The sequence below is a fragment of the Agrobacterium sp. genome (assembly GCF_059499945.1).
Window position 1 is genome coordinate 198,741 of sequence record NZ_JCABZP010000015.1, and the last position, 26,410, is coordinate 225,150.

Consider the following 26,410-nt stretch of genomic DNA (forward strand, 5'->3'; position numbering starts at 1 on the left):
AAAATGACGGCCAGAGCGTATAGCTCGGGCATTCCGGCCAAACCTCATCGGTTTGCGTTCGGGCAGATAAACAGAAGATGGAGCGTTTCCGGCCTTTATCTGCGGCGGGCCGCTCCTTATACAACCAGTCCGAGTTTCAGGGTATCATTCATGGCGACAGAACTATCCCCTCTCCCCACAAACCATCCCCGTGTAACTTTTGGCAAGGTGGGCGTCCTGCTCGTCAATCTCGGCACACCTGACGGCACTGACTATTGGCCGATGCGCCGTTATCTGGCGGAGTTTCTGAGCGACAAGCGCGTGATCGAGTGGTCGCGCCTCTACTGGTATCCGATCCTTTATGGCATCGTCCTCAACAAGCGCCCGCAGAAGGTCGGCAAGGCCTATGAGGAAATCTGGAACCACGAGCGCAATGAAAGCTACCTGCGCACCTATACACGCAGCCAGGGCGAGTTGATGGCGGAAGCGTTGAAGGATCTGCCCAACGTCGTGGTCGACTGGGGCATGCGCTACGGCCAGCCCTCAATCGCCTCGAAGATCGACGCCCTGAAGGAACAGGGCTGCGAAAAAATCCTGCTTTTCCCGCTTTATCCGCAATATGCCGCATCGACCACCGCAACCGTGAACGACAAGGCTTTCGAGCATCTGATGAAGCTGCGCTGGCAGCCCGCCATCCGCACCGTGCCGCCCTATCATGACGATCCCGCCTATATCGAGGCGCTCGCGGCCTCCGTCAAAAATCATCTGGCGACACTGGACTGGGAGCCGGAGATGCTGATCACCTCCTTCCACGGCATTCCGCAATCCTATTTCAAAAAGGGCGACCCCTATTATTGTCATTGCCAGAAAACCGCCCGCCTGCTGCGGGAAGCGCTGGGGCGGAGCGAAAAGAACTTCATGATCACCTTCCAGTCGCGTTTCGGGCCGGAAGAATGGTTGCAGCCTTATACTGACAAGACCGTGGAAAAACTGGCTTCCGAGGGCGTGAAGCGCATCGCCGTCATGAATCCCGGCTTCGTTTCGGATTGTCTTGAAACACTGGAAGAAATTGCCGGTGAAGCCGGTGAGATATTCCTGCATAATGGCGGTGAGAAATTCACCCATATTCCGTGTCTCAACGACAGCGTCGAGGGCATGAATGTTCTCGAAGCGGTTGTAAGACGGGAGTTGCAAGGCTGGGTGTAATCTTGCCATAAGGTTGTTGGGATAAATCCCCGATAGTTCTGATTTGGAGGGAAAGTGATGATTGCATTGGGCGGTTTCGACATCGTCGTCATAGCGGCGGTTGTTCTGGTTATTCTGGTGCTGTTTGCCGGCATCAAGACCGTGCCGCAGGGGCATCGTTACACGGTTGAACGGTTCGGGCGTTATACCCGCACGCTCGAACCGGGCCTGAACCTCATCGTGCCGTTCTTCGAGAAAATCGGCTCGAAAATGAATGTGATGGAGCAGGTGCTCCACATACCGACGCAGGAAGTCATTACCCGCGACAATGCAAGTGTTTCTGCCGATGCCGTCACCTTCTATCAGGTGCTGAACGCCGCACAGGCGGCTTACCAGATCGCCAATCTGGAAATGGCGATCGAAAACCTCACCATGACCAATATCCGCTCGGTGATGGGCTCGATGGACCTCGACGAGCTGCTGTCAAACCGCGACGCCATCAATGACCGCCTGCTGCGCGTGGTCGATGAGGCAGTAGGCCCCTGGGGCATCAAGGTCACCCGTATCGAAATCAAGGATATCGCGCCGCCGAAGGACCTCGTCGATTCCATGGCGCGGCAGATGAAGGCGGAGCGCGAAAAGCGCGCGCAGGTGCTGGAAGCAGAAGGCGCCCGCAACGCCCAGATCCTTCGCGCGGAAGGCGCCAAGCAATCCGCCATTCTGGAAGCGGAAGGCCAGCGCGAAGCGGCGTTCCGCGATGCCGAAGCACGCGAACGTCTGGCCGAGGCCGAAGCCAACGCCACCCGCATGGTGTCGGAAGCCATTGCCTCCGGCAACGTCCACGCCATCAACTATTTCGTCGCCCAGAAATACACCGAAGCGCTTGCCGAAATCGGCACGGCCAAGAATTCCAAGATCGTGCTGATGCCGATGGAAGCCTCAGCGCTGATCGGCTCCCTCGGTGGCATCGGCACGATTGCACGGGAGGTATTCGGCGACAAGGGCGATGCACCGAGCGCGCCCGCCGCCCCCACGTCATCCCGCTCCGTGCCGCCGACCCGGCCCTCCGGCCAAAGCATCAATGTTACCATCCCGGGTAATCCCTTCGGTTCTTCATCGGAGAAGTGACGATGTTGCAACGGCTTGCCACTGAGCTGGGACCCTGGAGCTGGTGGATCGTCGGCTTCGTGCTGCTCGCCGCAGAACTCATCGCGCCCGGCGTCTTCCTGATCTGGATCGGCATTGCTGCGCTGGTCATCGGCGTCTTTTCGCTGTTCTTATGGGATGCCGCAATCTGGGCCTGGCAATTGCAGCTGGTGCTGTTTGCCGCGCTCTCCGTCGTCTTCGCCCTGCTCGGCCGTAAATATTTCGGCCGAAACCGCGGCGCAAGCGACGAGCCATTCCTTAATCAGCGGGAGGCAAGCCTTGTCGGCCGCACCGCGACCCTTCAGGAACCGATTGTCGAAGGGCGTGGCCGGATCAGGCTGGACGATACATGGTGGCCGGTAAACGGCGAAGACATGCCGGCCGGAACACGCGTGAGGATCGCTTCTGCGCGCGGACGCACGCTGACAGTCGAGCCGATTGACCGATAGGTTTTCAGGATCGGCGGTAGCGTCAAGCCACGCCGATCCTCAAGAGATCGTGGAAATGCACCAACCCGATCGGTCGATTGTCGTCATCAATGACAATCAGCGCGCCGATGTGGAATTTTTCCAGCGTCGCCAGTGCGCTGGTTGCCAGCACCGATTTTTTGACGGTCTTCGGCGAGCGGGTCATGATGTCGTCGACCGTCATTTCGGCGAGGTTGCGCGACAGGTTGCGCGCCATGTCACCCTCGGTGACGATGCCGCACAGACGGCCATCCTCATCCAGAATGCCAACACAGCCGAAATGCTTGCGCGAGAGAACACCAACCGCTTCCGGCATGGCCGTTCCCTTATTGACCAGCGGCACGCGATCACCGGTATGCATGATATCGCTGACCAGTGTCAGGCTAGCCCCCAGCTTGCCGCCGGGATGAAACACCTTGAAATCGCCCGCTGTGAAATTGCGCGCCTCGAGAAGCGCAACGGCAAGGGCATCGCCCAGCGCCAGCTGCATCAATGTGGAGGTCGTCGGTGCAAGTCCGAGCGGGCAGGCTTCCTGCTCATTGGGAACCAGCAGCACAATATCTGAAGCCTGGGCCAGCGATGAATTTTCCGAGCAGGTGAGCGCGATCAGCGGAATGGAAAAACGGCGCGAATAATTGATGATGCTGCGCAATTCCGCGCTTTCGCCGCCTTTGGAGATCGCCAGCACCACGTCATCGCCGCCGATCATGCCGAGATCGCCATGGTTGGCTTCCGCCGCATGCACAAAAAAGGCAGGCGTGCCGGTGGAGGCGAAGGTGGCCGCAAGCTTCGCGCCTATGTGGCCGCTTTTACCGACCCCGGTGATGATGAGGCGGCCGTTCGACTGGCCGATGGTCTCGATCGCCTTGCAGAAGGGCTCGGAAAGACCGTTCTGGAGAGCGTCCTCAAGGGCGGCAAGGCCAGCCCGCTCCATCGAAATCGTCCGCACGGCGGATTCGATGGCATTGTCTTCGACCAGTTTGACGGCGCGCGTAATCATGGCCGACTGTTACTCTTTCAGCCGGAATAAGTCCACTCTTCAGCCGGCAAGCACCGAGTTTTAGTAGATGCCACCCGAAAATGTTCAGCGGTTTCGGTACGACGGCATGTCGTTAATGACGCCGGTCCGGTGGAGAAATCTCCTCGATCGTTCCCAGCCGCTTGAAAGGGATGTTTTCCTCATCGACCAGATATCGCCCGAGCGTCCTTACCCATGAGACCGAGCCGTCGCTACGGCGCACGGCATATTCCTGATTATAAAAACTCGCGGCCTTCAGGGTGATCAACGCCGTTTCGATCACACGGTTTCGATGATCCAGGTCCACTTTTTCGAGCATCTGAAAAATGCTGATGCCCTGCATCGCCTGTCTTAGTGGAATCCCGAAGAGATCAGCACATACTTCATCTAAATAGAAACGGTCATTGGTAATATCCCAACAATAAAAGCCAACCTGCTTGATGTTCAAAACGGGATTCATGAAACGACGCTGTCACACAAAATAAATTTAATACGGCTTGCTGAGCAATAGAAGATCAGCCCTGTTAGATCATAGGGCGATTCCGTGCCAAATTGAAACGTTTTAATCTTCTCATATTAGAATTTTTTTGCATTTATGACTATTTTTCTCCAGTCATCGGAGCGGACGAAATCGAGCCGTCGGTTTCGGTGATGGATGCCGCTGCTTTTCCGCCGCCCGCCATAACGCTGAAATCCCGGCGATCTTTATCAACTGTTAACCATAAAAAACCTATTGTTAAAGCGATGTTAAAACTTGCGTCGCCTGTCTGGTCCCTGGTTTCTTCATGTCATTTCATCGGCCTGTCACTCATCGGGTCCGAGGAGATGCCCTGGCGGGCCTTCGATCCGGCATCGGCCAAACTCGCCGGGTGAAAAGGAATGAATGTGAAGGGCACCGCCACACGTCTGCCGACGTCGCGGAAAGCAGCAACCCTGCTGCTCGCCTGCACGATTTTTTGCCCGCAGGGAAGTGCTTTCGCGCAGACTGCAACGACGGCCACGCCCGTATTACCGGGCGCCGCTTCTGCCGGAGACGGAAGAACCTCACCCCCGCTGGCGACGGATGGAGGGGTGAACACAAGCACGGCTCAGGCCACAGCCACGCCGGCGCCCGCACCACAACTCTGGCGTCCGTCCAACAATCCCGGCGACCCGATTTACGAACAGCAGGACGACGCGGGCCAACCCTATGCCGACGCCGAAAACCCCTATGAGCCGACGATGGACGGCGGCGAAAATCCACGGATAGCGACCCAGCCCGGACAGACGCCCGGCATCCGGCTCGGTACATTCCTGCTGCGGCCTTCGATCAGCCAGACGATCAATACGGAAAAACAAACGAATACCGGCGGCCCTTCCAGACGCAACTATCTGACGACGGGCATACGCGGCACGCTCACCAGCGACTGGTCCCGCCACGCTTTGACGGTGACAGGCGACGGTGCCTGGGAGAGAAACTTCGGCAGCGACAAGGATGGCGAAGAGCCCCGGGCAAGAATAGAGGCCGATCTGCGCCTTGATCTCGGCGAAGAAACGACAGCCAATCTCAAGGCCGGTTACGAATTCAGCCGTGAGGACACGACGGACCCCAACGCTCTGACTGGCGCTGCCGTACAGGGCGGCGAACACCGCTTCACCACGAGCGCGTCGATAGAGCGGGATTTCGGCAAGCTGCGCGGCCTGGCGGCGCTCGATCTCTCGCGCACGGTCTATACGGATGCAAAAGGCATAGACGGACGGCCGATCAGCCTCAGCGACCGCGACCAGAACGGTGCCAACCTGCGCGGACGCATCGGCTATGAATTGTCACCGGCGCTCATCCCCTTCCTCGAACTGAACGCCGGGACGACCAAATATGACAGGCGTCTCGACAATTCGGGCTATGCCCGTTCCTCCAATGCCTATGGGGCAAAGATCGGCGCGGAAGTCGATCTTGGCGAGAAGACACGCGGCGAGGCCGCCATCGGTTATCTGCGCAAGCAATATGATGACGATCGCCTCGCCTCGATCGGCGCATTGACACTGGATGGCGAACTCAACTGGTCACCCCAGCGCGGCACGAATGTCAATCTCGGCCTGCGCACGACGATAGAGGACTTTGCCGGCGGGCCGCAGGGTGGCTGGATTTCCTACCGGCTGGATGCCGGCCTGACCCACGAATTGCGCAACAACCTTGTCGCCCGCCTGACGGGACAGATCGTGCACCGCACCTTCCCCTCTTCCGACACAGAAAATGCCGTGGAATATACCGCGGGTGCCGGCCTGACCTGGGGTCTCAACCGCTATCTCGACCTGACCGCGGACGTCAGCTACCAGTGGACGCCGGTTTATGACAGCAGCGAGCTGCGCGTCGGCGCAGGACTTGTCCTGAAGCGATAATGGCCACAAACGAAAATCCCGGCGCAAAGGCCGGGATTTCCTTATATGCTCGGTCGATTATTTCAGACCGTCGATCAGAGCCTTGATCGGCGCTTCGATCGCAGGGCGAATATCGCCACGCTCAAGCGCGAAGGCGACATTGGCAAGAATGAAACCATCCTTGGCGCCGCAATCGAAGGTCTGGCCACGGAAATGATAGCCGGCGAACTGTTGCGACTTGGCAAGCGACAGCATGCCGTCCGTCAGCTGGATTTCATTGCCGGCGCCACGCTCCTGATTTTCGAGAATGTCGAAAATCTCGGGCTGAAGAATATAACGGCCGTTGATGTAGAAATTCGACGGCGCCGTACCCTTGGCAGGCTTTTCGACCATTTCAGTGATCTTGAAACCTTCGCCGACGGCGTCGCCCACGCCGACGATGCCATATTTATGCGTCTGATCAGGGGCGCATTCCTGCACCGCGATGACATTGCCCTGGGTCTGGTCGTAAAGTTCGACCATGCCCTTAAGGCAGCTTTTCTGCGAATGCATGATCATGTCGGGCAAGAGCACGGCGAAAGGCTCGTCGCCGACGATATCACGTGCGCACCAGACCGCATGGCCAAGACCAAGCGGCACCTGCTGGCGCGTGAAGCTTGCCGTGCCCGCCTTGGGCAGAAGGCCGGCCAGCAATGTCAGCTCGGCATTCTTGTTGCGCTCGCGCAGCATCTGTTCGAGTTCAAATTGAATATCAAAATAATCTTCAATCACAGCCTTGCCGCGGCCGGTGACAAATACAAAATGCTCGATGCCCGCTTCCGCCGCCTCATCAACGACGTATTGAATGACCGGCTTGTCGACGACGGTGAGCATTTCTTTCGGAACCGCCTTGGTGGCGGGCAGGAAACGTGTACCGAGACCTGCGACCGGAAATACAGCCTTCCGAATTTTCTTCTGTTCTACCACATATCCCTCCTGAGAGATAAAACTTGATCACAATCCCCGCACGCTGTTGTTATTTCAAAAATAACAACGTTTTGTAAAGGGTGACGCTACCATCTATTAATGGTAAAGAATTTGTTGACGTTCTTTTGTTATCCATGATGACGCCCGATGCGTTTTCGCAATCGAAATGACATTCGAGAGAACGAAAGACAGACGATGACAAAGATGATCCTTTCAGATGTCCGCAAATTCGGCTGCATGGTGGTTGCAGGCCTGGCAATCTCGCTGGCGCCCGTTTCAGCCCGCGCCGATCAGGGATTCCGTCAGTGGATCAACCAGTTCTATGCAACAGCCGCGAAAGAAGGCATTAGCAAGGCGACCTATCAGAAGGCCTTTGCCGGTGTCAGCGAGCCGGATCCGGATGCGCTGCGCAAGGCCACCTTCCAGCCGGAATTCACCACGCAGATCTGGGATTATCTCGATTCCCGCGTCAATCCGTACACGGTGCGGATCGGCCGCGAAATGAAGATGAAGCACGCGACGACGCTCAACTGGATCGAGCGTAACTTCAATGTCGACAAGCACATCATTCTCGCCATCTGGTCGATGGAATCGAATTACGGCGCGGTTCTCGAAAAACCGGAGCGGCTGCACAACATTCCGCAGGCGCTGGCAACGCTCGCCTATTCCGATCCCAAGCGCGCCAAATTCGCGCGCACGCAACTGATCGCCGCTCTGAAGATTCTTCAGGCGGGCGACGTGACACCGAAACAGCTGACGGGTTCCTGGGCGGGCGCGATGGGTCACACCCAGTTCATCCCCACCAGCTACCTGCTTTATGCCGTCGATGCGGATGGCAACGGCAAGCGCGATATCTGGCATTCCGTTCCCGACGCCCTGGCAACCGCTGCCAATCTTCTTTCCAAGAACGGCTGGGAGCCCGGCCGCACCTGGGGTTACGAAACCGCCGTTCCGCGTGGCGGCGCCCGTTATGAAGGGCAGACGAAGACCATTGCGGAATGGGCAAAGCTTGGCTTCACCCGTCCGAACGGCAAGAACTTTACCCGCGGTTCCGATCGCGCCATGCTGAAATTGCAGGGTGGCGCAAACGGCCCCGGTTTCCTGGTGATGAAGAACTTCTTCACCATCAAGAAATACAACGCTTCCGACAGCTATGCGCTGGCTGTCGGCCTGCTTGCGGATGAGATTGCCGGTTATGGCGGCATGCAACAGAAATGGCCGCGTCCCGACGGGACGCTGGATATTCGTGAAAAATTCGAACTCCAGACCCGCATGAAGGAACTCGGCTATTATGATGGCGAGGTTGACGGGAACTTCGGCTCCGGTTCGAAAGCCGCCATCAGCGCCATCCAGTCGCGCATGGGTATGGAAACCGACGGTCAGCCGTCGCAGCGGTTGCTGAGAGCCCTGCGCAATTGATAATGTGCCGGCGAATTCGGCGGCGTCATGGGCGCCGTCGATGCATCCGGAAAGGTTGATGTCATGAGTAGGAAACCTGCGGCGAAAAACGGAAGAACCGGCTGGCGTTTCTGCGCCGTCCTTCTTTCCGCTGTGCTTACACTGCCGCTCGTTCCTTCCGAAAGCTTCGCACAGGAGCAACGGCGCACCCTGTTTGAAATGCTCTTTGGCAAACCTGTGGGCCGCGATGGCGGATCCGGCCGCGAATACCAGCCCCGCAACCGCCGGGATTTTCCCTCTGCTCCGCGTGAACGATCGGTCACCCGCCCGCAACCCGCCAGAAAAGCGCCCTCGGTGGTGCAGATGCGGACCGCAAAACCGGAACCGGCAGCCAAGCTTGAAAATGCAAGGCGCGTTCTGGTCATCGGCGATTTTCTCGCCGGCGGCATGGGGGAAGAGTTGGTCAATGCCTTTGCCAGCTCGCCGGCAATCACCGTCGATGTGCGTGCCAACGGCTCTTCCGGCCTCGTCCGCACCGATTATTACGACTGGTTCAAAAACCTGCCGCAATTCATCAGCGAGACCAATCCGGCCACCATCGTCATCATGATGGGATCGAATGATCGCCAGCAGATGCAGATCGGCGATATCAGGGAGAAATTCGGCACGGAGGCCTGGTTCAAGGAATATGAACGGCGGATCGACGAACTTTTGACCCTTGCCGGACGCCAGAAGGTGCCGCTGCTCTGGGTTGGCGTTCCGGCCTTCCAGTCGCCATCGCTTTCGGCCGATCTCGTCGGCTTCAACCGGCTTTATCGCAGCCATGTCGAAAAATATGGCGGTGAATTCGTGGATGTCTGGGACGGTTTCGTCGATGAGGCGGGAAAATTCGTCATCACCGGCTACGACATGAACGGCCAGCAGGCCCGTCTGCGTGAGGCTGATGGCATCGGCATGACACAGGCCGGCAAGCGCAAGCTTGCATTTTACGTCGAAAAATTCGTGCGCCGGCACCTTGATAGCGCCGGACCGGACCTCGTGAAACTGGACGGCAGCAATCTGCCGGCGCTCACCTCCCTGCCCGCACTTGGCATCGATGCGGGGCAGGTGCGGACCCAGCCGATCAGCCTGACCGATCCCAATCTCGATGGCGGCGACAAGCTGCTTGGCGACGCCCCTTTGACCGCCGGCCCCACACGCGTATCCGTTGTGGAATCGCCGCGCGAAAGGCTGACCAAGCGCGGCGAGATGGCCGATGCACCGGCAGGCCGCATCGATGATTATCGTGTGGCGCCGGATACCACACAGGCCAAACAATAAGCACTTTCGCAGCGGCCTGACCGCCCCGCAGCGGGCGTAATGTTTAGGCAATCCGCGCATGACAGGGTAGGTACAGCTTTGCAGGAATGCGGGGTTGGCCATCCACCACCCCCGGTCCCCCTTTTGCATGGCGATATTTATTTGACGGCGACGCCTCGCTCGTCCGTAGCGTCAGCGGCGCCGTCTTTTTTTGCCTTTCGCCCGCGCCCCTTCTTCCCGGAAGGTACGCCGGACAATGCCGAGATGAATTCATGCGCCTGCTGCTTGTTGAAGACGAACGCGAAATGGCAGCAGCCCTGTCCGCCGCGCTCCACCGGTTCGATATTATCGTGGATACCGTCGGCACGCTCGATCTTGCCCGTCACGCCATCATGGATGGTGTTCACGACCTCGTTGTGCTTGATCGGCAATTGCCTGATGGCGATGGCATCCAGCTGATAGAAGATTTGCGCCTCCTGCCCATCACCCCGCCCGTCATCGTGCTGACGGCGCAGGGTTCGCTTGCGGATCGGGTCAATGGCCTCAATCTCGGTGCGGACGATTATCTGGCCAAGCCGTTCGCCGTCGAGGAATTGCTTGCTCGCATCCGGGCCCTGATGCGCCGGCCGGCGGGTGCGGTCACGATGACAGCAAAGCTCGGCAGGCTGGAATTCTGCTTCGAAACCCGCGAAGTGCGCATCATGGGTGAATTTCTTCCACTGACAAGACGGGAACTGCTGATCCTCGAAGCCCTGTTGCGGCGGCAGGGCAGAACGGTGCTGCGCTCATTGCTCGAGGACGCTGTCTATAATTTCGATGATGAGATCCAGTCCAATGCGCTCGATTCCCATATTTCCCGCTTGCGCCGCAAACTGGCGGCCGCAGATGCGGGTCTCGAAGTCCACGGCATTCGTGGCGTCGGTTATCTCCTGAGGGCCACCTTATGAAACCGGCCAAAAGAAAATCGCTCAAACGCCGCCTCACCATTCAATTGCTGCTGTTCCAGATCGGCAGCCTTTTCATCGTTACCGCGGCCATCATCACCTATATGTCGAGTGGCGGTGCGGGCAGCGCGCTGCTCAGCCCTGAGGCGGCCCAGATAACCGCCAATGCGATCGTGCGCGATAAGGATAATCGGCTGGTTCTCAGGGAAAAACCTGAGTTCATCGACCTGCGCAACGGCACCTCTGATTTCTGGTTTGTCGCCGTCAGCGAAAAAGGCGAGATCGTTCAGGGCGGGCAGGTGCCTGAGGCCTTCAGCAACATGGATCAACAGCTTAGCGACGTCAGGATCTCGGACGTACGCGACGCAGCGCTTTCCTATTCCTATCTTGCCGTGGTGCGCATCGCCGTCGTTCGTCGCGCCTCCGGCCCAGCGGGAGAATTCGTCATGATCGGCAAGGGCGGCCCGTTCAGCATGACTTTCCCCGTCCTGCTGTTCTCAAACATACTGATCATGCCGGTCCTCATTCTCATGTCCATTGTGACGATCGTCGCCATTCCCTGGCTCATCCGCAGGGAATTTCGCGCCCTTTCCGCCATTGCCCGGACAGCGGAAACCATAGATATCGACAGACGTGGATATCGATTGCCGGATGGCGATATTCCACGAGAGGTGCAACCGCTCGTGCATGCCGTCAACGGCGCGCTGAAACGGCTGGATGACGGCTACGAACGGCACAAGCGTTTCATTCTCGATGCCGCCCATGAATTGCGGACCCCCGTCGCCATTCTCCAGACCCGCGTTGAAACGCTGCTGGACGGCCCGGCCCGAAACAGAATTTTGGCGGATGCCAGCCGCATTGCCGTGCTGGCCGAACAATTGCTGGATCTACAACGTCTCGGCGGGCAGAAGGCACCTCTGGTACCGCTTGATCTTGTCGGCCTTTGCAGGTCGGTCGTCGCCGATATGGCTCCGCTCGCCATATCACAGGGATATGCGCTCTCCTTTGAGCCGGAGGAAGAGCCGATCCTCGCCCTTGCCGACGACGCCTCGTTGCAGCGCGCCCTGATGAACATCGTGCAGAATGCCATCGAACATGGCGGCAATCGCGGAACGATCACGATGCGGGTCGCGGCGAACCGGGTGATCGAGATAGCTGACGAAGGCAATGGCATTCCCGAAGAGGAACGGGAGCTGATTTTCGATGCCTTCCACCGCCTGCGGCCTAAGGATCGCGGCACCGGGCTCGGGCTCAACCTCGTGCAGGAGATCATGCGCTATCATGGCGGAGAGATTACCATCAGCGATGCTTCCACCGGTGGCGCCTGCTTCCGTATCACCCTTCCCTATTGCTGACGAAGAAGTCCTCATTTTCGAAGCCAAAAAGAAAAGGCCTGTTGCAAACGCAACAGGCCTTTTCCGGTCGTATTATCTTCGGTGCTTAGCGCGGAAGAACGGTCGCCCCCATCAGCGCCTCATCGATCGCGCGTGCGGCCTGACGGCCCTCGCGGATGGCCCAGACCACCAGCGACTGGCCGCGGCGTACGTCACCCGCCGCCCACAGCTTGTCGACCGAGGTCCTGTAATCTGTTTCGTTGGCGACCACGTTGGTGGAGCCACGGCGGTCAGTATTCAGCGTCAGCTGACCTTCCATTTCCTTCAGCACGCTATCGGTGAAGGGACCGGAGAAACCGATGGCGATGAAGGCGAGATCAGCCTTGATGATGAATTCTGTGCCGGCGATCGGCTTGCGACGATCATCCACCTGACAGCACTTCACACCCGTCAGAACGCCGTCTTCACCGACGAATTCCAGCGTGGCAACCTGGAACTCGCGAACGGCGCCTTCGGCTTGCGAGGACGAGGTGCGCATCTTCGTTGCCCAGAAGGGCCATACCGCAAGCTTGTCTTCCTTTTCCGGCGGCATCGGGCGGATGTCGAGCTGCGTGACTTTCACTGCACCCTGACGGAAAGCCGTGCCGACGCAGTCAGAGGCCGTATCACCACCACCAACAACGACGACATGCTTGCCGCCGGCGAGGATCGGATCGGCCGGCCAGCCGATGCTGTCGATGTTTTCACGGCCGACACGGCGGTTCTGCTGCACGAGATAAGGCATGGCATCATAAACGCCATTAAAATCGGCACCGCCGATACCGGCCGGACGCGGGGTTTCCGAACCGCCGCAATAAAGAACCGCATCGTGATCGGCCAGAAGCGCTTCGACCGTTACATCCACGCCGACATTAACGCCGCAATGGAAGGTGACGCCTTCGCCCTTGATCTGCTCGACACGGCGATCGATGAAGTTCTTCTCCATCTTGAAATCCGGAATACCGTAACGCAGCAATCCGCCGGGCTTGGATTCACGCTCATAGACGTGAACCTCGTGACCGGCGCGGCCAAGCTGCTGCGCAGCGGCCATGCCCGAGGGACCGGAGCCGATGATGGCAACCTTCTTGCCGGTGTGGATCGTCGCCGGCTTCGGAACGATGAAGCCCAGCTCGTAAGCCTTGTCGGCAATCGCCTGCTCGACGGTCTTGATGGCGACCGGCGCATCCTCGAGGTTCAGCGTGCAGGCCTCCTCGCAGGGTGCGGGACAGACGCGGCCGGTGAATTCCGGGAAGTTGTTGGTGGAATGGAGGTTGCGGATCGCCTCTTCCCAATTGTTGTTATAAACCAGATCGTTCCAGTCGGGGATCTGGTTATGCACGGGACAGCCCGTCGGGCCGTGACAGTAGGGAATGCCGCAATCCATGCAGCGCGCCGCCTGCTTCTGCACCTCGGCATCCGACATCGGAATGGTGAATTCGCGGAAATGGCGGATACGGTCCGATGCGGGCTGATACTTGCCCACCTGCCGGTCGATCTCAAGAAAACCTGTAACCTTGCCCACGTTTATGTCCTCACATCAAAGCGGAGCGCCTGTTGGGCCCCAGTACCAGTAAGCGAAACCGAAAGCCGCCCCCAATACGATGAATTCAAATCCGGTCTCGCCGCTTGTCCAATAGATCACCATGAGAACGGCGACCGCGATCATCAGCGAGACCAGTTGGTGTAGTATCCTCACGCGGCGGATTATTCCGCCGCCACGCCCATGCGCATGCGCTCCATTTCCTCAAGCGCACGACGGTATTCGACCGGCATGACCTTTCGGAATTTCGGACGGAACTCGCTCCAGCGGTCGAGTATATCCTTGGCGCGTGCAGAGTTGGTGTAGTGGAAGTGATTGGAAATCAGCTGGTAGAGCCGCTCCTCGTCGTGACGCGTCATGTCCTCGGATACGTCAACGCGTCCCTTGTGCATGAGGTCGCCACCGTGATGGTGCAGCTTCTCGAGCATGTCGTCCTCTTCCGGAACCGGCTCCAGCTCGACCATGGCCATGTTGCAGCGGGTGGCGAAATCGCCCTTCTCGTCGAGAACGTACGCCACGCCACCGGACATGCCGGCCGCGAAGTTGCGGCCCGTCTCGCCGAGCACCACGACAATACCGCCCGTCATATATTCGCAACCGTGGTCGCCGACACCTTCGACAACCGCGACCGCGCCGGAGTTGCGCACTGCAAAGCGCTCACCCGCAACACCGCGGAAATAGCACTCGCCGGTGATGGCGCCGTAAAGAACGGTGTTTCCGACAATGATCGAGTTTTCCGCGACGATACGGGTGTTTTCCGGCGGGCGCACGATGATGCGGCCACCCGAAAGACCCTTGCCGACATAGTCGTTGCCGTCACCCACCAGATCGAAGGTGATGCCGCGAGCGAGAAACGCGCCGAAGGACTGACCGGCCGTGCCGCGCAGCGTCACGTGGATCGTATCGTCCTTCAGACCCTTATGGCCCCAGCGCTTGGCAAGCGCGCCTGACAGCATGGCACCGGCGGAACGGTCGACGTTCTTGATCGGGACTTCGAAAACGACAGGCTCGCGGTTTTCCAGCGACGGTAGCGACTTCTCGATCAGCTTGCGATCGAGAATATCGTCGATCGGGTGCTTCTGACGCTCGGTCCAGAAGGTTGCCTCCTTGGGAGCCTCTACCTTGTGGAAGATGCGGCTGAAATCCAGACCTTTGGCCTTCCAGTGCGCCAGCATCTCATCCTTTTCGAGGAGTTCGGAAGCGCCGATGATCTCGTCCAGTTTGGTAACGCCAAGCGAGGCGAGGATTTCGCGCACTTCTTCAGCCACGAAGAAGAAGTAGTTGATGACGTGTTCCGGCGTGCCCTTGAAGCGCTTGCGCAGAACAGGATCCTGCGTTGCGACGCCGACGGGGCAGGTGTTCAGATGGCACTTGCGCATCATGATGCAGCCCGCAGCAATCAGCGGCGCGGTGGCAAAGCCGAATTCATCCGCACCAAGCAGCGCGCCGATGATGACGTCGCGGCCGGTCTTCAGACCACCATCCACCTGCAGCGCGATGCGCGAACGAAGGCCGTTCAGCACCAGCGTCTGCTGGGTTTCGGCAAGGCCGATTTCCCAGGGCGAACCGGCATGCTTCAGCGACGTCAGCGGCGAAGCACCGGTGCCGCCATCGAAACCGGCGATGGTGATATGGTCGGCGCGCGCCTTGGCGACACCCGCCGCAACCGTGCCAACGCCCACTTCCGACACCAGCTTCACAGAAACATCTGCTTCCGGGTTGACGTTCTTCAGGTCGTAGATCAGCTGCGCCAGATCTTCGATGGAGTAGATATCGTGGTGTGGCGGCGGCGAAATGAGGCCGACGCCCGGCGTGGAATGACGGGTCTTTGCAACCGTCGCATCCACCTTGTGGCCGGGCAGCTGGCCGCCTTCGCCTGGCTTGGCACCCTGCGCGACCTTGATCTGCAACATGTCGGCATTGACGAGATATTCCGTCGTCACACCAAAGCGGCCGGATGCGATCTGCTTGATGGCGGAACGCTCGGGGTTCGGCTTGCCATTCAGAAGCGGCATGTAACGGTCGGATTCTTCGCCGCCTTCGCCGGTGTTGGACTTGCCGCCGATGCGGTTCATCGCAATCGCAAGCGTGGTATGCGCCTCGCGGCTGATCGAGCCGAAGGACATGGCGCCCGTCGAGAACCGCTTGACGATATCGACCGCCGGTTCGACGTCGTCGATGGAAACCGGCTTGCGGCCGAGCGCTTCCGCCGATTTGACCTTGAACAGGCCGCGAATGGTGTTCATGCGCAGCGCCGTCTCATTCACCATGTCGGCAAATTCACGGTAGCGCTCCTGGCTGTTGCCGCGCACGGCGTGTTGCAGCGAGGCGACGGCATCCGGCGTCCAGGCGTGGCTTTCGCCGCGCATGCGATAGGCATATTCGCCGCCGATATCGAGCGTGTTGGCAAGGATCGGATCCTTGCCGAAAGCCGCCGTGTGGCGCGTTACGGTTTCCTCGGCGATCTCGGTCAGACCCACGCCCTCGATGGAGGTGGCGGTGCCGAAGAAATACTTCTCGACGAATTCCGACGACAGGCCGATGGCGTCGAAAATCTGCGCGCCGCAATAGGACTGGTAGGTGGAAATGCCCATCTTGGACATGACCTTGAGGATGCCCTTACCCACCGCCTTGATGTAGCGATAGACGACTTCGTCGTCCGACACTTCCTTCGGGAAGGCGCCGTGCTTGTGCATGTCGAGCAGCGTGTCGAAGGCGAGGTAGGGGTTGATCGCCTCCGCGCCATAGCCAGCGAGCAGACAGAAATGATGGATTTCGCGCGGTTCACCGGTTTCAACGACGAGGCCGACCGAGGTACGCAGACCCTTGCGGATCAGGTGGTGATGCACGGCAGCCGTCGCCAGCAGCGCGGGGATCGCAATGCGATCCGGGCCGAGCTGGCGGTCGGACAGAACGATGATGTTGTAACCACCGCGAACAGCGGATTCAGCCCGCTCGCACAGGCGGTCGAGCATGTCAGGCATGCCTTCGGCGCCGCGCTCCACATCATAGGTAAAGTCGAGCGTCTTGGTATCGAAACGGTCTTCGGTGTGGCCGATGGAGCGGATCTTTTCCAGATCGCCATTGGTGAGGATCGGCTGGCGCACTTCCAGACGCTTGGCACGGGCCGCACCCTCGTGATCGAGAAGGTTCGGGCGTGGGCCAATGAACGAAACGAGGCTCATCACCAGTTCTTCGCGGATCGGATCGATCGGCGGGTTGGTCACCTGCGCGAAGTTCTGCTTGAAATAGGTGTAAATCAGCTTGGACTTGTCCGACATGGCCGAAATCGGCGTATCGGTACCCATCGAGCCGATGGCTTCCTGGCCCGTTGTTGCCATCGGCGACATCAGGAGCTTGGTATCTTCGCTGGTGTAACCGAAGGCCTGCTGGCGATCGAGCAACGACACGTCACGCCGCAGCGCCCGGGGCTCCACCGGCTTCAGATCCTCAAGAATGAGCTGGGTACGGTCTAGCCAGGTGCGATAGGGGTGCTTGGCAGCAAGCTCGTGCTTCACATCCTCGTCGGAAATGATCGAGCCCTTTTCCATGTCGATCAGCAGCATCTTGCCCGGCTGCAAGCGCCACTTCTTGATGATGCGTTCCTCCGGCACCGGCAGCGTACCGGCTTCGGATGCCATGATGACGCGGTCGTCGTCGGTGACGAGATAGCGCGCCGGGCGCAAACCGTTACGGTCGAGGGTTGCGCCGATCTGCTTGCCGTCGGTGAAGGCAACGGCGGCCGGGCCGTCCCACGGCTCCATAAGCGCGGCATGATATTCGTAGAAAGCCTTGCGTTCAGCCGACATGGACAGGTTGCCCGACCAGGCTTCCGGGATCAGCATCATCACGGCGTGGGCCATGGAGTAACCGCCGCGCACGAGGAATTCGAGCGCGTTGTCGAAGCAGGCGGTGTCCGACTGGCCTTCATAGGAAATCGGCCAGAGCTTGGAGATATCGTCACCGAACAGCGCCGACGAAACAGACGCCTGACGCGCCGCCATCCAGTTGACGTTGCCGCGCAGCGTGTTGATCTCGCCGTTATGGGCGACCATGCGATAGGGATGCGCGAGCTTCCAGGACGGGAAGGTGTTGGTGGAGAAACGCTGGTGCACCAGCGCAACCGCGGATTCGAAACGCGGGTCCGCCAGATCCTTGTAATAGGCTCCAACCTGATAGGCGAGGAACATGCCCTTGTAGACGATGGTGGAGGAGGACAGCGAGACGGGATAGAAATCCTGCGTTTCCTTACCGCCGCCCTCGTCGTAGATGCGGTTGGAGAGAACCTTGCGGATCAGGAACAGCTTGCGCTCGAAATCAGCATTGGTGGCAGCGTCGCGCCCGGCACCAATGAAGACCTGAACATGGTGCGGTTCGGTCGCTGCGATATCCGGCGCCTTGGAGAGCGAGGAATTATCGACAGGCACATCACGGAAGCCAAGGAACTGCTGCTCCTCCTCACCGATGACGTCAACGATCACCTTCTTGTAGTGCTCGATGCGGGAAGGATCGCGCGGCATGAAGATGTGACCGACAGCATATTCGCCAGCCTTTGGCAACGTCACGCCCTGCCCGGCCATTTCCTCGCGGAAGAAACGATCGGGAATCTGCACTAGAATGCCCGCACCATCGCCCATCAGCGGGTCGGCACCGACGGCACCACGATGCGTCAGGTTTTCGAGAATGAACAGGCCGTCCTTGACGATCTGGTGCGACTTGACGCCCTTCATATGGGCAACGAAGCCGACGCCGCAGGCATCATGTTCATTGGCGGGATCGTAAAGACCCTGCCTTTCCGGCAAGCCGCCCGCGAAACGCGCTTTCGCAGAAACGGGTGCGGCCGCAGCCGCGGTGGGACAGTCTGTGGTCAGGGTTGCGGCGGCGATGTCGGCCTGCGGCTTGTTCGTCATTTTTGTCCCTCCTGCAAAATTACTTGCATGGTTTCATGCGAAGATCCGGCTCGACACGAATTTTCGCTTCCCGCAAAACCCGTATTCAACCCGGCTCGATCAAATTTAGGACAGCAAAGCTGTCTCAATTCACGAGGATTTTGACAGAAACGGGCGAATTTTGCAAGGGTGCGAATCCAATTAGTGAAAGCCCCATTTTGCAGCGAAGTTTCGATACTGACCTATTGTGCGAAACTTTCTTGTCGCAAAGCAGCCCGACCCGTTGCTTTCATTACCGGATTTGCCAATCTCAATGTTCCGACCTAGAACTTTCCCGTTATCGCTTCGAACAGCCCGAACAGAACCTCAGCTATCGGAAAGCCTTCAGAGATGTTTTTTGCTTCAGACAATTGGGCTGGCGCCCATCCGGCCGTCAACGAACGGCTTTCGCGGGAATCCACACGCTTTGCCGCAGCTTATGGCACCAGCGAACTCGATCTCTCCATCGAAAAACGCTTCAACGAGATTTTCGAACGCGAAGTCGCGGTATTTTTCGTCGCGACCGGCACGGCGGCCAATTCGCTTTCGCTGGCCAGCATTGCCCGCGCTGGCGGCCTGACCTTCTGTCATTCCGAAGCGCATGTGATCGAGGACGAGTGCGGCGCGCCAGATTTCTTTTCCGGCATGCGCATGGTGGCAGTCGAGGGACCGAACGGCAAGATGCTGCCGGAAAACCTGATCGAACGCATTGCCCGTTATCCGCAGGATGCCGTGCACCACGGCCGCGCCGCGGCCATCACCATGACGCAGGCAACCGAAGCCGGCACCGTCTATACGCTCGATGAAATCGACGCCATCGCCAAAATCGCAAAAGACAACGGCCTGCCGCTACACATGGACGGCGCGCGTTTCGCCAATGCGCTTTCCGCACTCGGCACCACGCCCGCCGAAATGACGTGGAAACGCGGCGTCGACGTCCTGTCTTTCGGCGGCACGAAAAACGGCTGCTGGTGCGCGGAGGCAATCGTCTTCTTCGATCCCTCGCTCGCCCGGGACTTTTCCTTTCTGCGCAAACGCACCGCCCAGCTTTTTTCGAAATCACGCTTCATTGCCGCACAGTTCGAGGCCTATCTGCAGGACGACCTGTGGCTCGGTCTCGCCGGCCACGCCAATGCCATGGCCAACCGGCTCCGCGCCGGTTTCGCTTCGCTAAACAGCGCCCGCCTTGCCTGGCCGACCACGGCGAACGAGGTTTTCGCTATTCTGCCGAAGGCTGCCGCCGAAGCTGCTACGGCAAAGGGTGCGAAGTTCTATGATTGGCTGGAACCGCGCGATATGCCGCAAGAAGTCGGCAAGGACGAGATGCTGATCCGCATGGTCACCAGCTTCGCGACAACCGAGGCCGATGTGGACGAATTCCTGTCGATCTGCGCTGCCGTCTGAAATATCAGGGCGTCGCATCGCGACGCCCTCACACCTCCTGCAGCCGATAACCCACACCGGTTTCCGTCAGGATATAACGGGGCTGATCCGGAATTTTTTCGATCTTCTGGCGAAGCTGGCGCACATAAACCCGCAAATATTGCACGTCGGTCAGTTCGTCCCACACATGCTCCAGCAGGAAACGGTGGGTCAGAACCTTGCCGGCATGCTGCACGAGAACCCGCAGGATGTCATATTCCTTCGGCGAGAGCTTCACCTCCCGGTCCTCCACCCGGACGATGCGTCTGACCAGATCGACGGAGAGGTCGCCGGTCTGAAACACCGGCCTCTCCCCCTGGCTTTGCAGACGATGGCGCAGAGCAACACGGATGCGGGCGACGAGTTCGTTCATGCCGAAAGGCTTGGTGATATAGTCATCCGCCCCCAGTTCCAGCGCCTTGACGATACCCGCCTCATCCGTGCGGCTGGAGAGAATGATAACCGGCAGCGCCAGGCCCTCGCCGCGCCATTTCGCCAAGAGATCATGCCCCGACATGTCCGGCAGGCCGAGATCGAGAACGACGAGATCCGGCTTGTCCTCACTGACCAGCTCCATGGCGACCTTCGCATTCATCGCTTCGCTCACCGAATATCCCTGAGTCGACAGCCCCACGCGCAAAAGCTTGCGGATCGGCGGTTCGTCGTCGATGATCAGAATACGAACGGCGGAATTGGTCATTCCCGATCTCCTTCAGCGGCATAGCCGCTTGTCGCCGGCAATCGTGCCTTAATCATGATCTATTACAGGCGCATCGGCAGGAACCGGCAGACTGACGGTAAACTGCGCACCGGTGCGACCCGGCCTGTTTTCCGCGCGGATCGACCCGCCCATGGCCTCGATAAACCCCTTGCAGATGGACAGTCCGAGACCCGTTCCGGCCTGCACATGGTCCGCCTTGCGCACCCGGTAGAAACTGTCAAACACCCGCTCGGTATCATCGGGTGGAATACCCGGCCCCGCATCGGCTACAGACAGGAAGATATTCTTGCCATGTCGCCAGCCGCGAATCTCGATGGTCGTATGTTCGGGAGCGTATTTGGCGGCATTGTCGATGAGATTGAACAGGACCTGTTCGAAAAGCACGGGGTCGACCTTCAGCATCGGCAGGTCGGATGGAATATCCAGAACGATCTCATGCCTGACGACGATTTTTGCCGCGCGCGACAGCGCGGTTCCGACCATATCGCCCAGGAAATGCAGACCATAATTCGGCTCCATGGCGCCCGAACCGATCCGCGTCATATCGAGAAGATTGGAGATGAACCGGTTCAGCCGCTCGGATTCCTCGATGATCGTCGAAAGCAGTTCGCCGCGCGCATCCGGCGGGATGTCCTCGCCGAAATCCTTCAGTGTTCCGGCCGAACCCAGGATGGCCGCAAGCGGCGTCTTGAGATCATGTGAAATGGATGTCAGCAGCGCGGTGCGCAGCCGGTCGGTTTCCGCAGCAAGCCTTGCCCGGTCGACGTCAGAGACGAGTTGAATCCGCTCGATGGCGAGTGCCGCCTGATCCGCCAATGCGTCAAACAGCCGTTGCTGCTCCGGTGTCAGAAGCGGGCCGAGCCGGTCATCGTCCAGCCCCACCACGCCGACGGCGCCACTGCCAGTGCGCAAGGGCAGATAAAGACGTTTGGCGCCGGGAAGCGTATCTGCGCCCCTGCCCGCAGCCTTGTTGTGTTCCCAGGCCCACTGGGCTGCAGCAATATCGGCATCGACAAGCGTATCATCAGGCGGATATCCCGCCTTGACCGCTATCGTATTGTTTTCCGGCAGAAGCAGAACGATCCGAACCTTCAGCATCGAGGCCATCTGGAAAGCGGCTGCCCACAACACGTCGTCCAGCGTTCCGGTCACCGAAAGCTTCTTGGAGAACAGATACAAATCTTCCGTCGTTCGTGCCCTTGCCCGCGCGGAGGCCGCCTGCCGCTGCACCGCGACGGTGAGGTTGGAGGCGACGAGCGCCACGCCAAAATAAAACAAAAGAGCGACAAGGCTGTCCGGAGAACTGACCGTCAGCGTGTAACGGGGCTCCAGAAAGAAGAAGTTGAAGGCGACCGCGCCAAGCAGCGAAGCATAAAGCGCCGGGCCCAAACCGCCGCGCACGGCGGCCGCCAGAACGGCCATCAGGAAAACAAGCGCGAGGTTCTGCACATCGAGCGTCTGATCGAGCACGATGCCGACCACGATCGCCAGCCCAACAAACAGGGTGCTGTTGAGATAGGACCGGAAGGACTGGCGTGACCGCGCCGGTGCGGGCTTTACGGCTTGACCCTGCTTTTCTTCCCTCTTGTCGCCGGAAATGACATGCACGCTGATATCGCCCGCGTGGTCGATCAGATCATGCGTCAGCGAACGCTGGAAAATTCGCTGCCACCAGGATTTTCGCGGGCGGCCGATGATGATGTGGGTGAAATTATTGGCATTGGCGTAGGAGATGATCTCACGGGTCAGGTCCAGTGCCGGCAGGGTCACCGTCTCGCCGCCAAGCTGCTGCGCGAGCCGCATGGTGCCCGCCAGCCGGTCTTTTTCCGCCTCCGATAATTGCTGCGAACGCGGGGTATCGAGATGCAGCGCCGTCCAGGGTGCACGCAGGCGATCCGCCTGTCGGCGGGCGTAACGCACCAGCCCCGGACCATTGCCGCCATGATCGAGACAGACCAGAACCCTGTCTCCCGCCGCCCAGGGCCCGGAAATGGCATGGGACTGCATGTGGTTGAGCAATTGCTCATCCACCCGTTGGGCAGTGCGCCGGAGCGCAAGCTCTCGCAGGGCCGTGAGGTTACCGCGCGAAAAATAATTCTCGATGGCGCGCCGGGCGGTGCGGGGCAGGTAAACCTTGCCATCCTGAAGACGCTTGATCAGATCGTCCGGAGTAATATCGATGATTTCGACATCGTCGGCCCGGTCGATGATGCTGTCAGGCACCGTTTCACGAACACGGATGCGGGTGATCTGCGCAACGATGTCATTCAGGCTTTCGACATGCTGGATATTCAGCGTCGTATAGACGTTAATGCCCTGCGCCAGAATCTCCTGAACATCCATATAACGCTTGGGATGGCGGCTGCCAGTGGCATTGGTGTGAGCCAGTTCATCGACCAGAACCAGAGCGGGACGACGGGCCAGAATGGCATCGAGATCCATCTCCTCCAGCACCTGACCGCGATAATCGATGCGACGGCGGTGGATGATCTCGAAACCCTGCACCAGCGTTTCGGTTTCCCGCCGGCCATGGGTTTCAACGACGCCGATGACGGCATCCACACCATCCGCCAGCTTCGCCCGGCCGGACATCAGCATTTCATAGGTCTTGCCGACGCCGGGCGCTGCGCCCAGAAAAATCTTCAACCGGCCCCGCGCCTCGCGCCGGGCGTTTTCCAGCAGCGCATCGGGCGATGGTCGGCTCGGCATATCACGATTGTCGTCAGGCATTTAACCCACCAGTGGTCGAGGCTATGGCTTGCGAACAAGCCATAGCCATTTCAATTCATGAGCCGGCTGCGTCAAGGGCCATGTTGAGTGCCAGCACATTCACGACAGGCTCTCCCATGAAGCCGAGTTCCGGTCCTTCGACATGGCGCTCGATGATGCTACGCAGGGACGCCTCATCCATGCCCCTCGCCTTGGCCACGCGGGGAACCTGAAAATAGGCGGATTCAGGCGAAACATGTGGATCAAGGCCGCTGCCCGAAGCCGTTACCAGATCGGCGGGAACCTCGGCCTCCGGATTTTCGGCTTTTGCGGCCTCGTAATCCTGTTTCACCCGGTCGATGAGCTTGGCGCTCGTCGGCCCGAGATTGGAGCCGGAAGACGAAGCGGCATTATAACCATCGCCGGCAGCGGACGGCCTTCCGTGGAAATATTTCTCACCGGTGAAGGCCTGCCCGATCAATTGCGAACCCACCACGGCACCACCTTTTTCTACCAGGCTGCCATTTGCCTGAAAGGGGAAGATCGCCTGCGCGAGACCTGTCATGCCCAAGGGATAGGCAAGGCCGGTGATGGCGGTGGTGGCGAGGATGAGCACCAGTGCGGGACGAAGCTGTTTAAACATTGTCTTTACTCCTCAGGCGAGACCGAGCGCCGTAATAGCGAGGTCAATGGCCTTGATGCCGATGAAGGGAACGATGATGCCGCCGAGGCCATAGATGACCAGATTGCGCGACAGCAGCGCGCCGGCGCCAATCGGACGATATTTAACGCCCTTCAGCGACAGGGGGATCAGCGCGATGATGATGAGCGCGTTGAAGATGATGGCTGACAGGATGGCGCTCTGGGGTGTCGAAAGCCCCATCACGTTCAGAACGCCAAGCTGCGGATAGAGCGCCAGGAACATTGCCGGGATGATGGCGAAATATTTGGCGATGTCGTTGGCAATGGAGAACGTCGTCAGCGCACCGCGCGTCATCAGCAATTGCTTGCCGATTTCGACGATCTCTATGAGCTTGGTCGGATCGCTGTCGAGATCGACCATATTGCCGGCCTCACGGGCCGCAACCGTGCCGGTGTTCATGGCAACGCCGACATCGGCCTGGGCCAGCGCGGGAGCGTCATTGGTGCCGTCGCCGCACATCGCGACAAGCTTGCCCTTAGCCTGTTCCTCGCGGATAAGCTCCAGCTTGTTTTCCGGCGTCGCCTGGGCGAGGAAATCATCCACCCCTGCTTCCGCCGCTATTGCCGCGGCCGTCATGGGATTGTCGCCGGTGATCATCACCGTGCGGATGCCCATGCGGCGAAGCTCCGCAAAACGCTCGCGAATGCCACCCTTGACGATGTCCTTCAGCTGCACAACGCCGAGCAATTTTCCATCGCGCACAACGGCGAGCGGCGTGCCGCCGGTCTTGGCGATCTCTTCCGCAATTGCCCGGATGCCGCGCGTGGCGTCCGTTTCGGTTTTGACGGCAAGCGCCACATTGCCCTGTTGCGGAGCGCCGCCATCAACATAGGCAAGAACGGCGTCGACCGCGCCCTTGCGAATGGAAGCACCTTCGAAATCGACACCGCTCATTCGGGTCTGGGCGGTGAAAGGTACGAAATTCGCATGGAGTTTCTGCATGTCGCGGGCGCGGATACCGTATTTTTCCTTGGCCAGAACCACGATCGAGCGGCCTTCCGGCGTTTCGTCGGCAAGGGAGGCAAGCTGCGCCGCATCGGCCAGTTCCTGCTCGGAAACGCCGGCAACGGGACGAAACTCGGTCGCCTGACGGTTGCCAAGGGTGATGGTGCCGGTCTTGTCGAGCAGCAGCGTATCCACGTCGCCCGCAGCCTCGACGGCGCGGCCGGACATGGCCAGCACATTGAAACGCACCAGCCTGTCCATGCCGGCAATGCCGATGGCGGATAGAAGCGCACCGATGGTGGTCGGGATGAGCGTCACGAACAATGCCACCAGCACGATGATCGGGATCGAACCGCCGGCATAAGCCGCGAAACTCGGAATGGTGGCTGTGGCCAGAACGAAGATCAGCGTCATGCCGGCCAGCAGGATATTGAGCGCGATCTCGTTCGGCGTCTTCTGGCGTTCAGCACCTTCGACGAGCGAAATCATCCGGTCGAGAAAGGTGGAGCCGGCAGCGGCGGTGATACGGACCCTGATCCAGTCCGACAGCACCTGCGTGCCGCCGGTGACCGCCGAGCGGTCGCCACCGGATTCGCGGATGACGGGGGCGGATTCGCCAGTGATGGCCGCCTCGTTGACGGAGGCGACACCTTCGATGACCTCACCGTCGGAGGGGATGATATCGCCCGCCTCGACGAGAACGACATCGTTCACCTTCAGGCTGGTGCCCGCCACCATTTTATATTGGCTGCGGTCATCGCCGGTCAGCAGTTTCGCCTGGGTCTCCGTGCGGGTCCGGCGCAACGAATCCGCCTGCGCCTTGCCGCGCCCTTCGGCGACGGCTTCCGCGAAATTGGCGAACAACACGGTAAACCAGAGCCAGAGATTGATCTGGAAGGAAAAGCCGAGATTGGCGCCACCGGTGATGAGATCGCGGATGAACAGCACTGTCGTCAGCACCGACACTGTCGCCACCACGAACATGACCGGGTTGCGCGCCAATGTGCGCGGGTTGAGCTTTTTGAATGCGGCGGCAATGGCCGGCACGAGAATGCGAGAATCAAGGATGCTCGCTTGTTTGGACTGGCTCATGAAGAGGCTCCAGCGTTTGAAACGGGGCGACCGATAAGGGTCGATCAGCCCGTGATAACTTCGAGAGCGACGACGGCGGCGAACAGAGCCGCCATCATCGCAAGAATGAGATTGGAGGCGCACCAGCCGCCGGGCGTGGCGCTCCCCTTGCTGGGAGCGACCTTGCGGGCGGAGACGATGCGGTTACTTCGAGACTTTTCGTCATTCATGGCATCAC

At 59.5% G+C, this 26,410-nt stretch carries 21 protein-coding genes; 10 read left to right on the forward strand and 11 right to left on the reverse strand.

Features of this window, described 5'->3' with window-relative positions; genetic code table 11:
- Window positions 1-150 precede the first annotated feature (150 nt).
- From hemH to AC5I5B_RS18510, 3 genes are read left to right on the forward strand one after another with little or no spacing between them, the layout of a single operon-like run.
- A complete protein-coding gene (gene hemH / locus AC5I5B_RS18500; protein WP_111834197.1) occupies window positions 151-1,185 on the forward strand; it encodes a ferrochelatase in 1,035 nt (344 codons plus the stop codon).
- A gap of 57 nt (window positions 1,186-1,242) precedes the next feature.
- The gene (locus AC5I5B_RS18505; RefSeq protein ID WP_003506126.1) at window positions 1,243-2,292 is read left to right on the forward strand and encodes an SPFH domain-containing protein; all 1,050 of its coding nucleotides are present in this window, start codon (window positions 1,243-1,245) and stop codon (window positions 2,290-2,292) included.
- A 2-nt stretch (window positions 2,293-2,294) separates the two neighbouring features.
- On the forward strand, window positions 2,295-2,759 hold the full coding sequence (locus AC5I5B_RS18510; RefSeq protein WP_003506125.1) for an NfeD family protein: 465 nt from the start codon (window positions 2,295-2,297) through the stop codon (window positions 2,757-2,759).
- Between the two features lie 22 nt (window positions 2,760-2,781).
- Here AC5I5B_RS18510 and AC5I5B_RS18515 read toward each other — a convergent pair whose 3' ends face one another.
- Both AC5I5B_RS18515 and AC5I5B_RS18520 read right to left on the reverse strand, forming a co-directional pair.
- Window positions 2,782-3,777 carry a KpsF/GutQ family sugar-phosphate isomerase gene (locus AC5I5B_RS18515; protein WP_003506123.1) on the reverse strand — a complete coding sequence of 332 codons (996 nt, stop codon included), beginning with the start codon at window positions 3,775-3,777 and terminating at the stop codon, window positions 2,782-2,784.
- A 112-nt stretch (window positions 3,778-3,889) separates the two neighbouring features.
- Window positions 3,890-4,255: a PAS domain-containing protein gene (locus tag AC5I5B_RS18520; protein WP_020809342.1), complete on the reverse strand. Its 366-nt coding sequence runs from the start codon at window positions 4,253-4,255 to the stop codon at window positions 3,890-3,892.
- A gap of 92 nt (window positions 4,256-4,347) precedes the next feature.
- On the opposite strand from AC5I5B_RS18520, the gene AC5I5B_RS18525 reads away from it, so the two are divergent.
- Together AC5I5B_RS18525 and uppP are read left to right on the forward strand one after the other, a co-directional pair.
- Window positions 4,348-4,668 carry a hypothetical protein gene (locus AC5I5B_RS18525; RefSeq protein ID WP_153315100.1) on the forward strand — a complete coding sequence of 107 codons (321 nt, stop codon included), beginning with the start codon at window positions 4,348-4,350 and terminating at the stop codon, window positions 4,666-4,668.
- Window positions 4,669-4,674: 6 nt separating this feature from the next.
- A complete protein-coding gene (uppP, locus tag AC5I5B_RS18530; RefSeq protein WP_111834198.1) occupies window positions 4,675-6,174 on the forward strand; it encodes a polysaccharide biosynthesis protein UppP in 1,500 nt (499 codons plus the stop codon).
- A gap of 57 nt (window positions 6,175-6,231) precedes the next feature.
- Here the strand turns inward: uppP and galU are convergent, their stop codons facing one another.
- The gene (gene galU / locus AC5I5B_RS18535; protein ID WP_031233583.1) at window positions 6,232-7,119 is read right to left on the reverse strand and encodes a UTP--glucose-1-phosphate uridylyltransferase GalU; all 888 of its coding nucleotides are present in this window, start codon (window positions 7,117-7,119) and stop codon (window positions 6,232-6,234) included.
- Window positions 7,120-7,314: 195 nt separating this feature from the next.
- Between galU and AC5I5B_RS18540 the strand changes: the two genes are divergently transcribed.
- The 4 genes from AC5I5B_RS18540 (at window position 7,315) to AC5I5B_RS18555 (ending at window position 12,115) form a co-directional block, all read left to right on the forward strand.
- Complete coding sequence (locus AC5I5B_RS18540) at window positions 7,315-8,538, forward strand: lytic murein transglycosylase (RefSeq protein WP_080864733.1); 1,224 nt, start codon at window positions 7,315-7,317, stop codon at window positions 8,536-8,538.
- A gap of 63 nt (window positions 8,539-8,601) precedes the next feature.
- Window positions 8,602-9,837, forward strand: coding sequence for an SGNH/GDSL hydrolase family protein (locus AC5I5B_RS18545; protein ID WP_111780745.1), 1,236 nt, complete (start codon window positions 8,602-8,604; stop codon window positions 9,835-9,837).
- Between the two features lie 251 nt (window positions 9,838-10,088).
- The gene (locus AC5I5B_RS18550) at window positions 10,089-10,763 is read left to right on the forward strand and encodes a response regulator transcription factor (protein WP_020809062.1); all 675 of its coding nucleotides are present in this window, start codon (window positions 10,089-10,091) and stop codon (window positions 10,761-10,763) included.
- The gene (locus AC5I5B_RS18555; protein WP_111834199.1) at window positions 10,760-12,115 is read left to right on the forward strand and encodes a sensor histidine kinase; all 1,356 of its coding nucleotides are present in this window, start codon (window positions 10,760-10,762) and stop codon (window positions 12,113-12,115) included. Before AC5I5B_RS18550 ends, AC5I5B_RS18555 begins: the two co-directional genes overlap by 4 nt.
- A gap of 85 nt (window positions 12,116-12,200) precedes the next feature.
- Here the strand turns inward: AC5I5B_RS18555 and AC5I5B_RS18560 are convergent, their stop codons facing one another.
- The 3 genes from AC5I5B_RS18560 to gltB are packed head-to-tail and all read right to left on the reverse strand — an operon-like array spanning window position 12,201 to window position 18,583.
- On the reverse strand, window positions 12,201-13,655 hold the full coding sequence (locus tag AC5I5B_RS18560; protein ID WP_080864730.1) for a glutamate synthase subunit beta: 1,455 nt from the start codon (window positions 13,653-13,655) through the stop codon (window positions 12,201-12,203).
- Window positions 13,656-13,670: 15 nt separating this feature from the next.
- Entirely contained in the window at window positions 13,671-13,829 is a 159-nt protein-coding gene (locus AC5I5B_RS18565) for a hypothetical protein (RefSeq protein WP_162695503.1), read from the reverse strand.
- 8 nt (window positions 13,830-13,837) lie between these two features.
- On the reverse strand, window positions 13,838-18,583 hold the full coding sequence (gene gltB / locus AC5I5B_RS18570) for a glutamate synthase large subunit (protein WP_111834200.1): 4,746 nt from the start codon (window positions 18,581-18,583) through the stop codon (window positions 13,838-13,840).
- 369 nt (window positions 18,584-18,952) lie between these two features.
- Between gltB and AC5I5B_RS18575 the strand changes: the two genes are divergently transcribed.
- Window positions 18,953-20,005: a threonine aldolase family protein gene (locus AC5I5B_RS18575; protein ID WP_020809067.1), complete on the forward strand. Its 1,053-nt coding sequence runs from the start codon at window positions 18,953-18,955 to the stop codon at window positions 20,003-20,005.
- 28 nt (window positions 20,006-20,033) lie between these two features.
- On the opposite strand, the gene AC5I5B_RS18580 is transcribed toward AC5I5B_RS18575, so the two are convergent.
- From AC5I5B_RS18580 to AC5I5B_RS18600, 5 genes are read right to left on the reverse strand one after another with little or no spacing between them, the layout of a single operon-like run.
- The gene (locus AC5I5B_RS18580) at window positions 20,034-20,723 is read right to left on the reverse strand and encodes a response regulator transcription factor (protein ID WP_003506100.1); all 690 of its coding nucleotides are present in this window, start codon (window positions 20,721-20,723) and stop codon (window positions 20,034-20,036) included.
- 48 nt (window positions 20,724-20,771) lie between these two features.
- Window positions 20,772-23,474: a DUF4118 domain-containing protein gene (locus AC5I5B_RS18585; RefSeq protein WP_020809068.1), complete on the reverse strand. Its 2,703-nt coding sequence runs from the start codon at window positions 23,472-23,474 to the stop codon at window positions 20,772-20,774.
- A 55-nt stretch (window positions 23,475-23,529) separates the two neighbouring features.
- The gene (gene kdpC, locus AC5I5B_RS18590) at window positions 23,530-24,096 is read right to left on the reverse strand and encodes a potassium-transporting ATPase subunit KdpC (RefSeq protein ID WP_003506097.1); all 567 of its coding nucleotides are present in this window, start codon (window positions 24,094-24,096) and stop codon (window positions 23,530-23,532) included.
- 12 nt (window positions 24,097-24,108) lie between these two features.
- Window positions 24,109-26,193 carry a potassium-transporting ATPase subunit KdpB gene (gene kdpB, locus AC5I5B_RS18595; RefSeq protein WP_111834201.1) on the reverse strand — a complete coding sequence of 695 codons (2,085 nt, stop codon included), beginning with the start codon at window positions 26,191-26,193 and terminating at the stop codon, window positions 24,109-24,111.
- 44 nt (window positions 26,194-26,237) lie between these two features.
- Window positions 26,238-26,402 (reverse strand): hypothetical protein, encoded by a 165-nt coding sequence (locus tag AC5I5B_RS18600; RefSeq protein WP_162993069.1) that lies wholly within the window; start codon window positions 26,400-26,402, stop codon window positions 26,238-26,240.
- Between the last annotated feature and the right edge of the window lie 8 nt (window positions 26,403-26,410).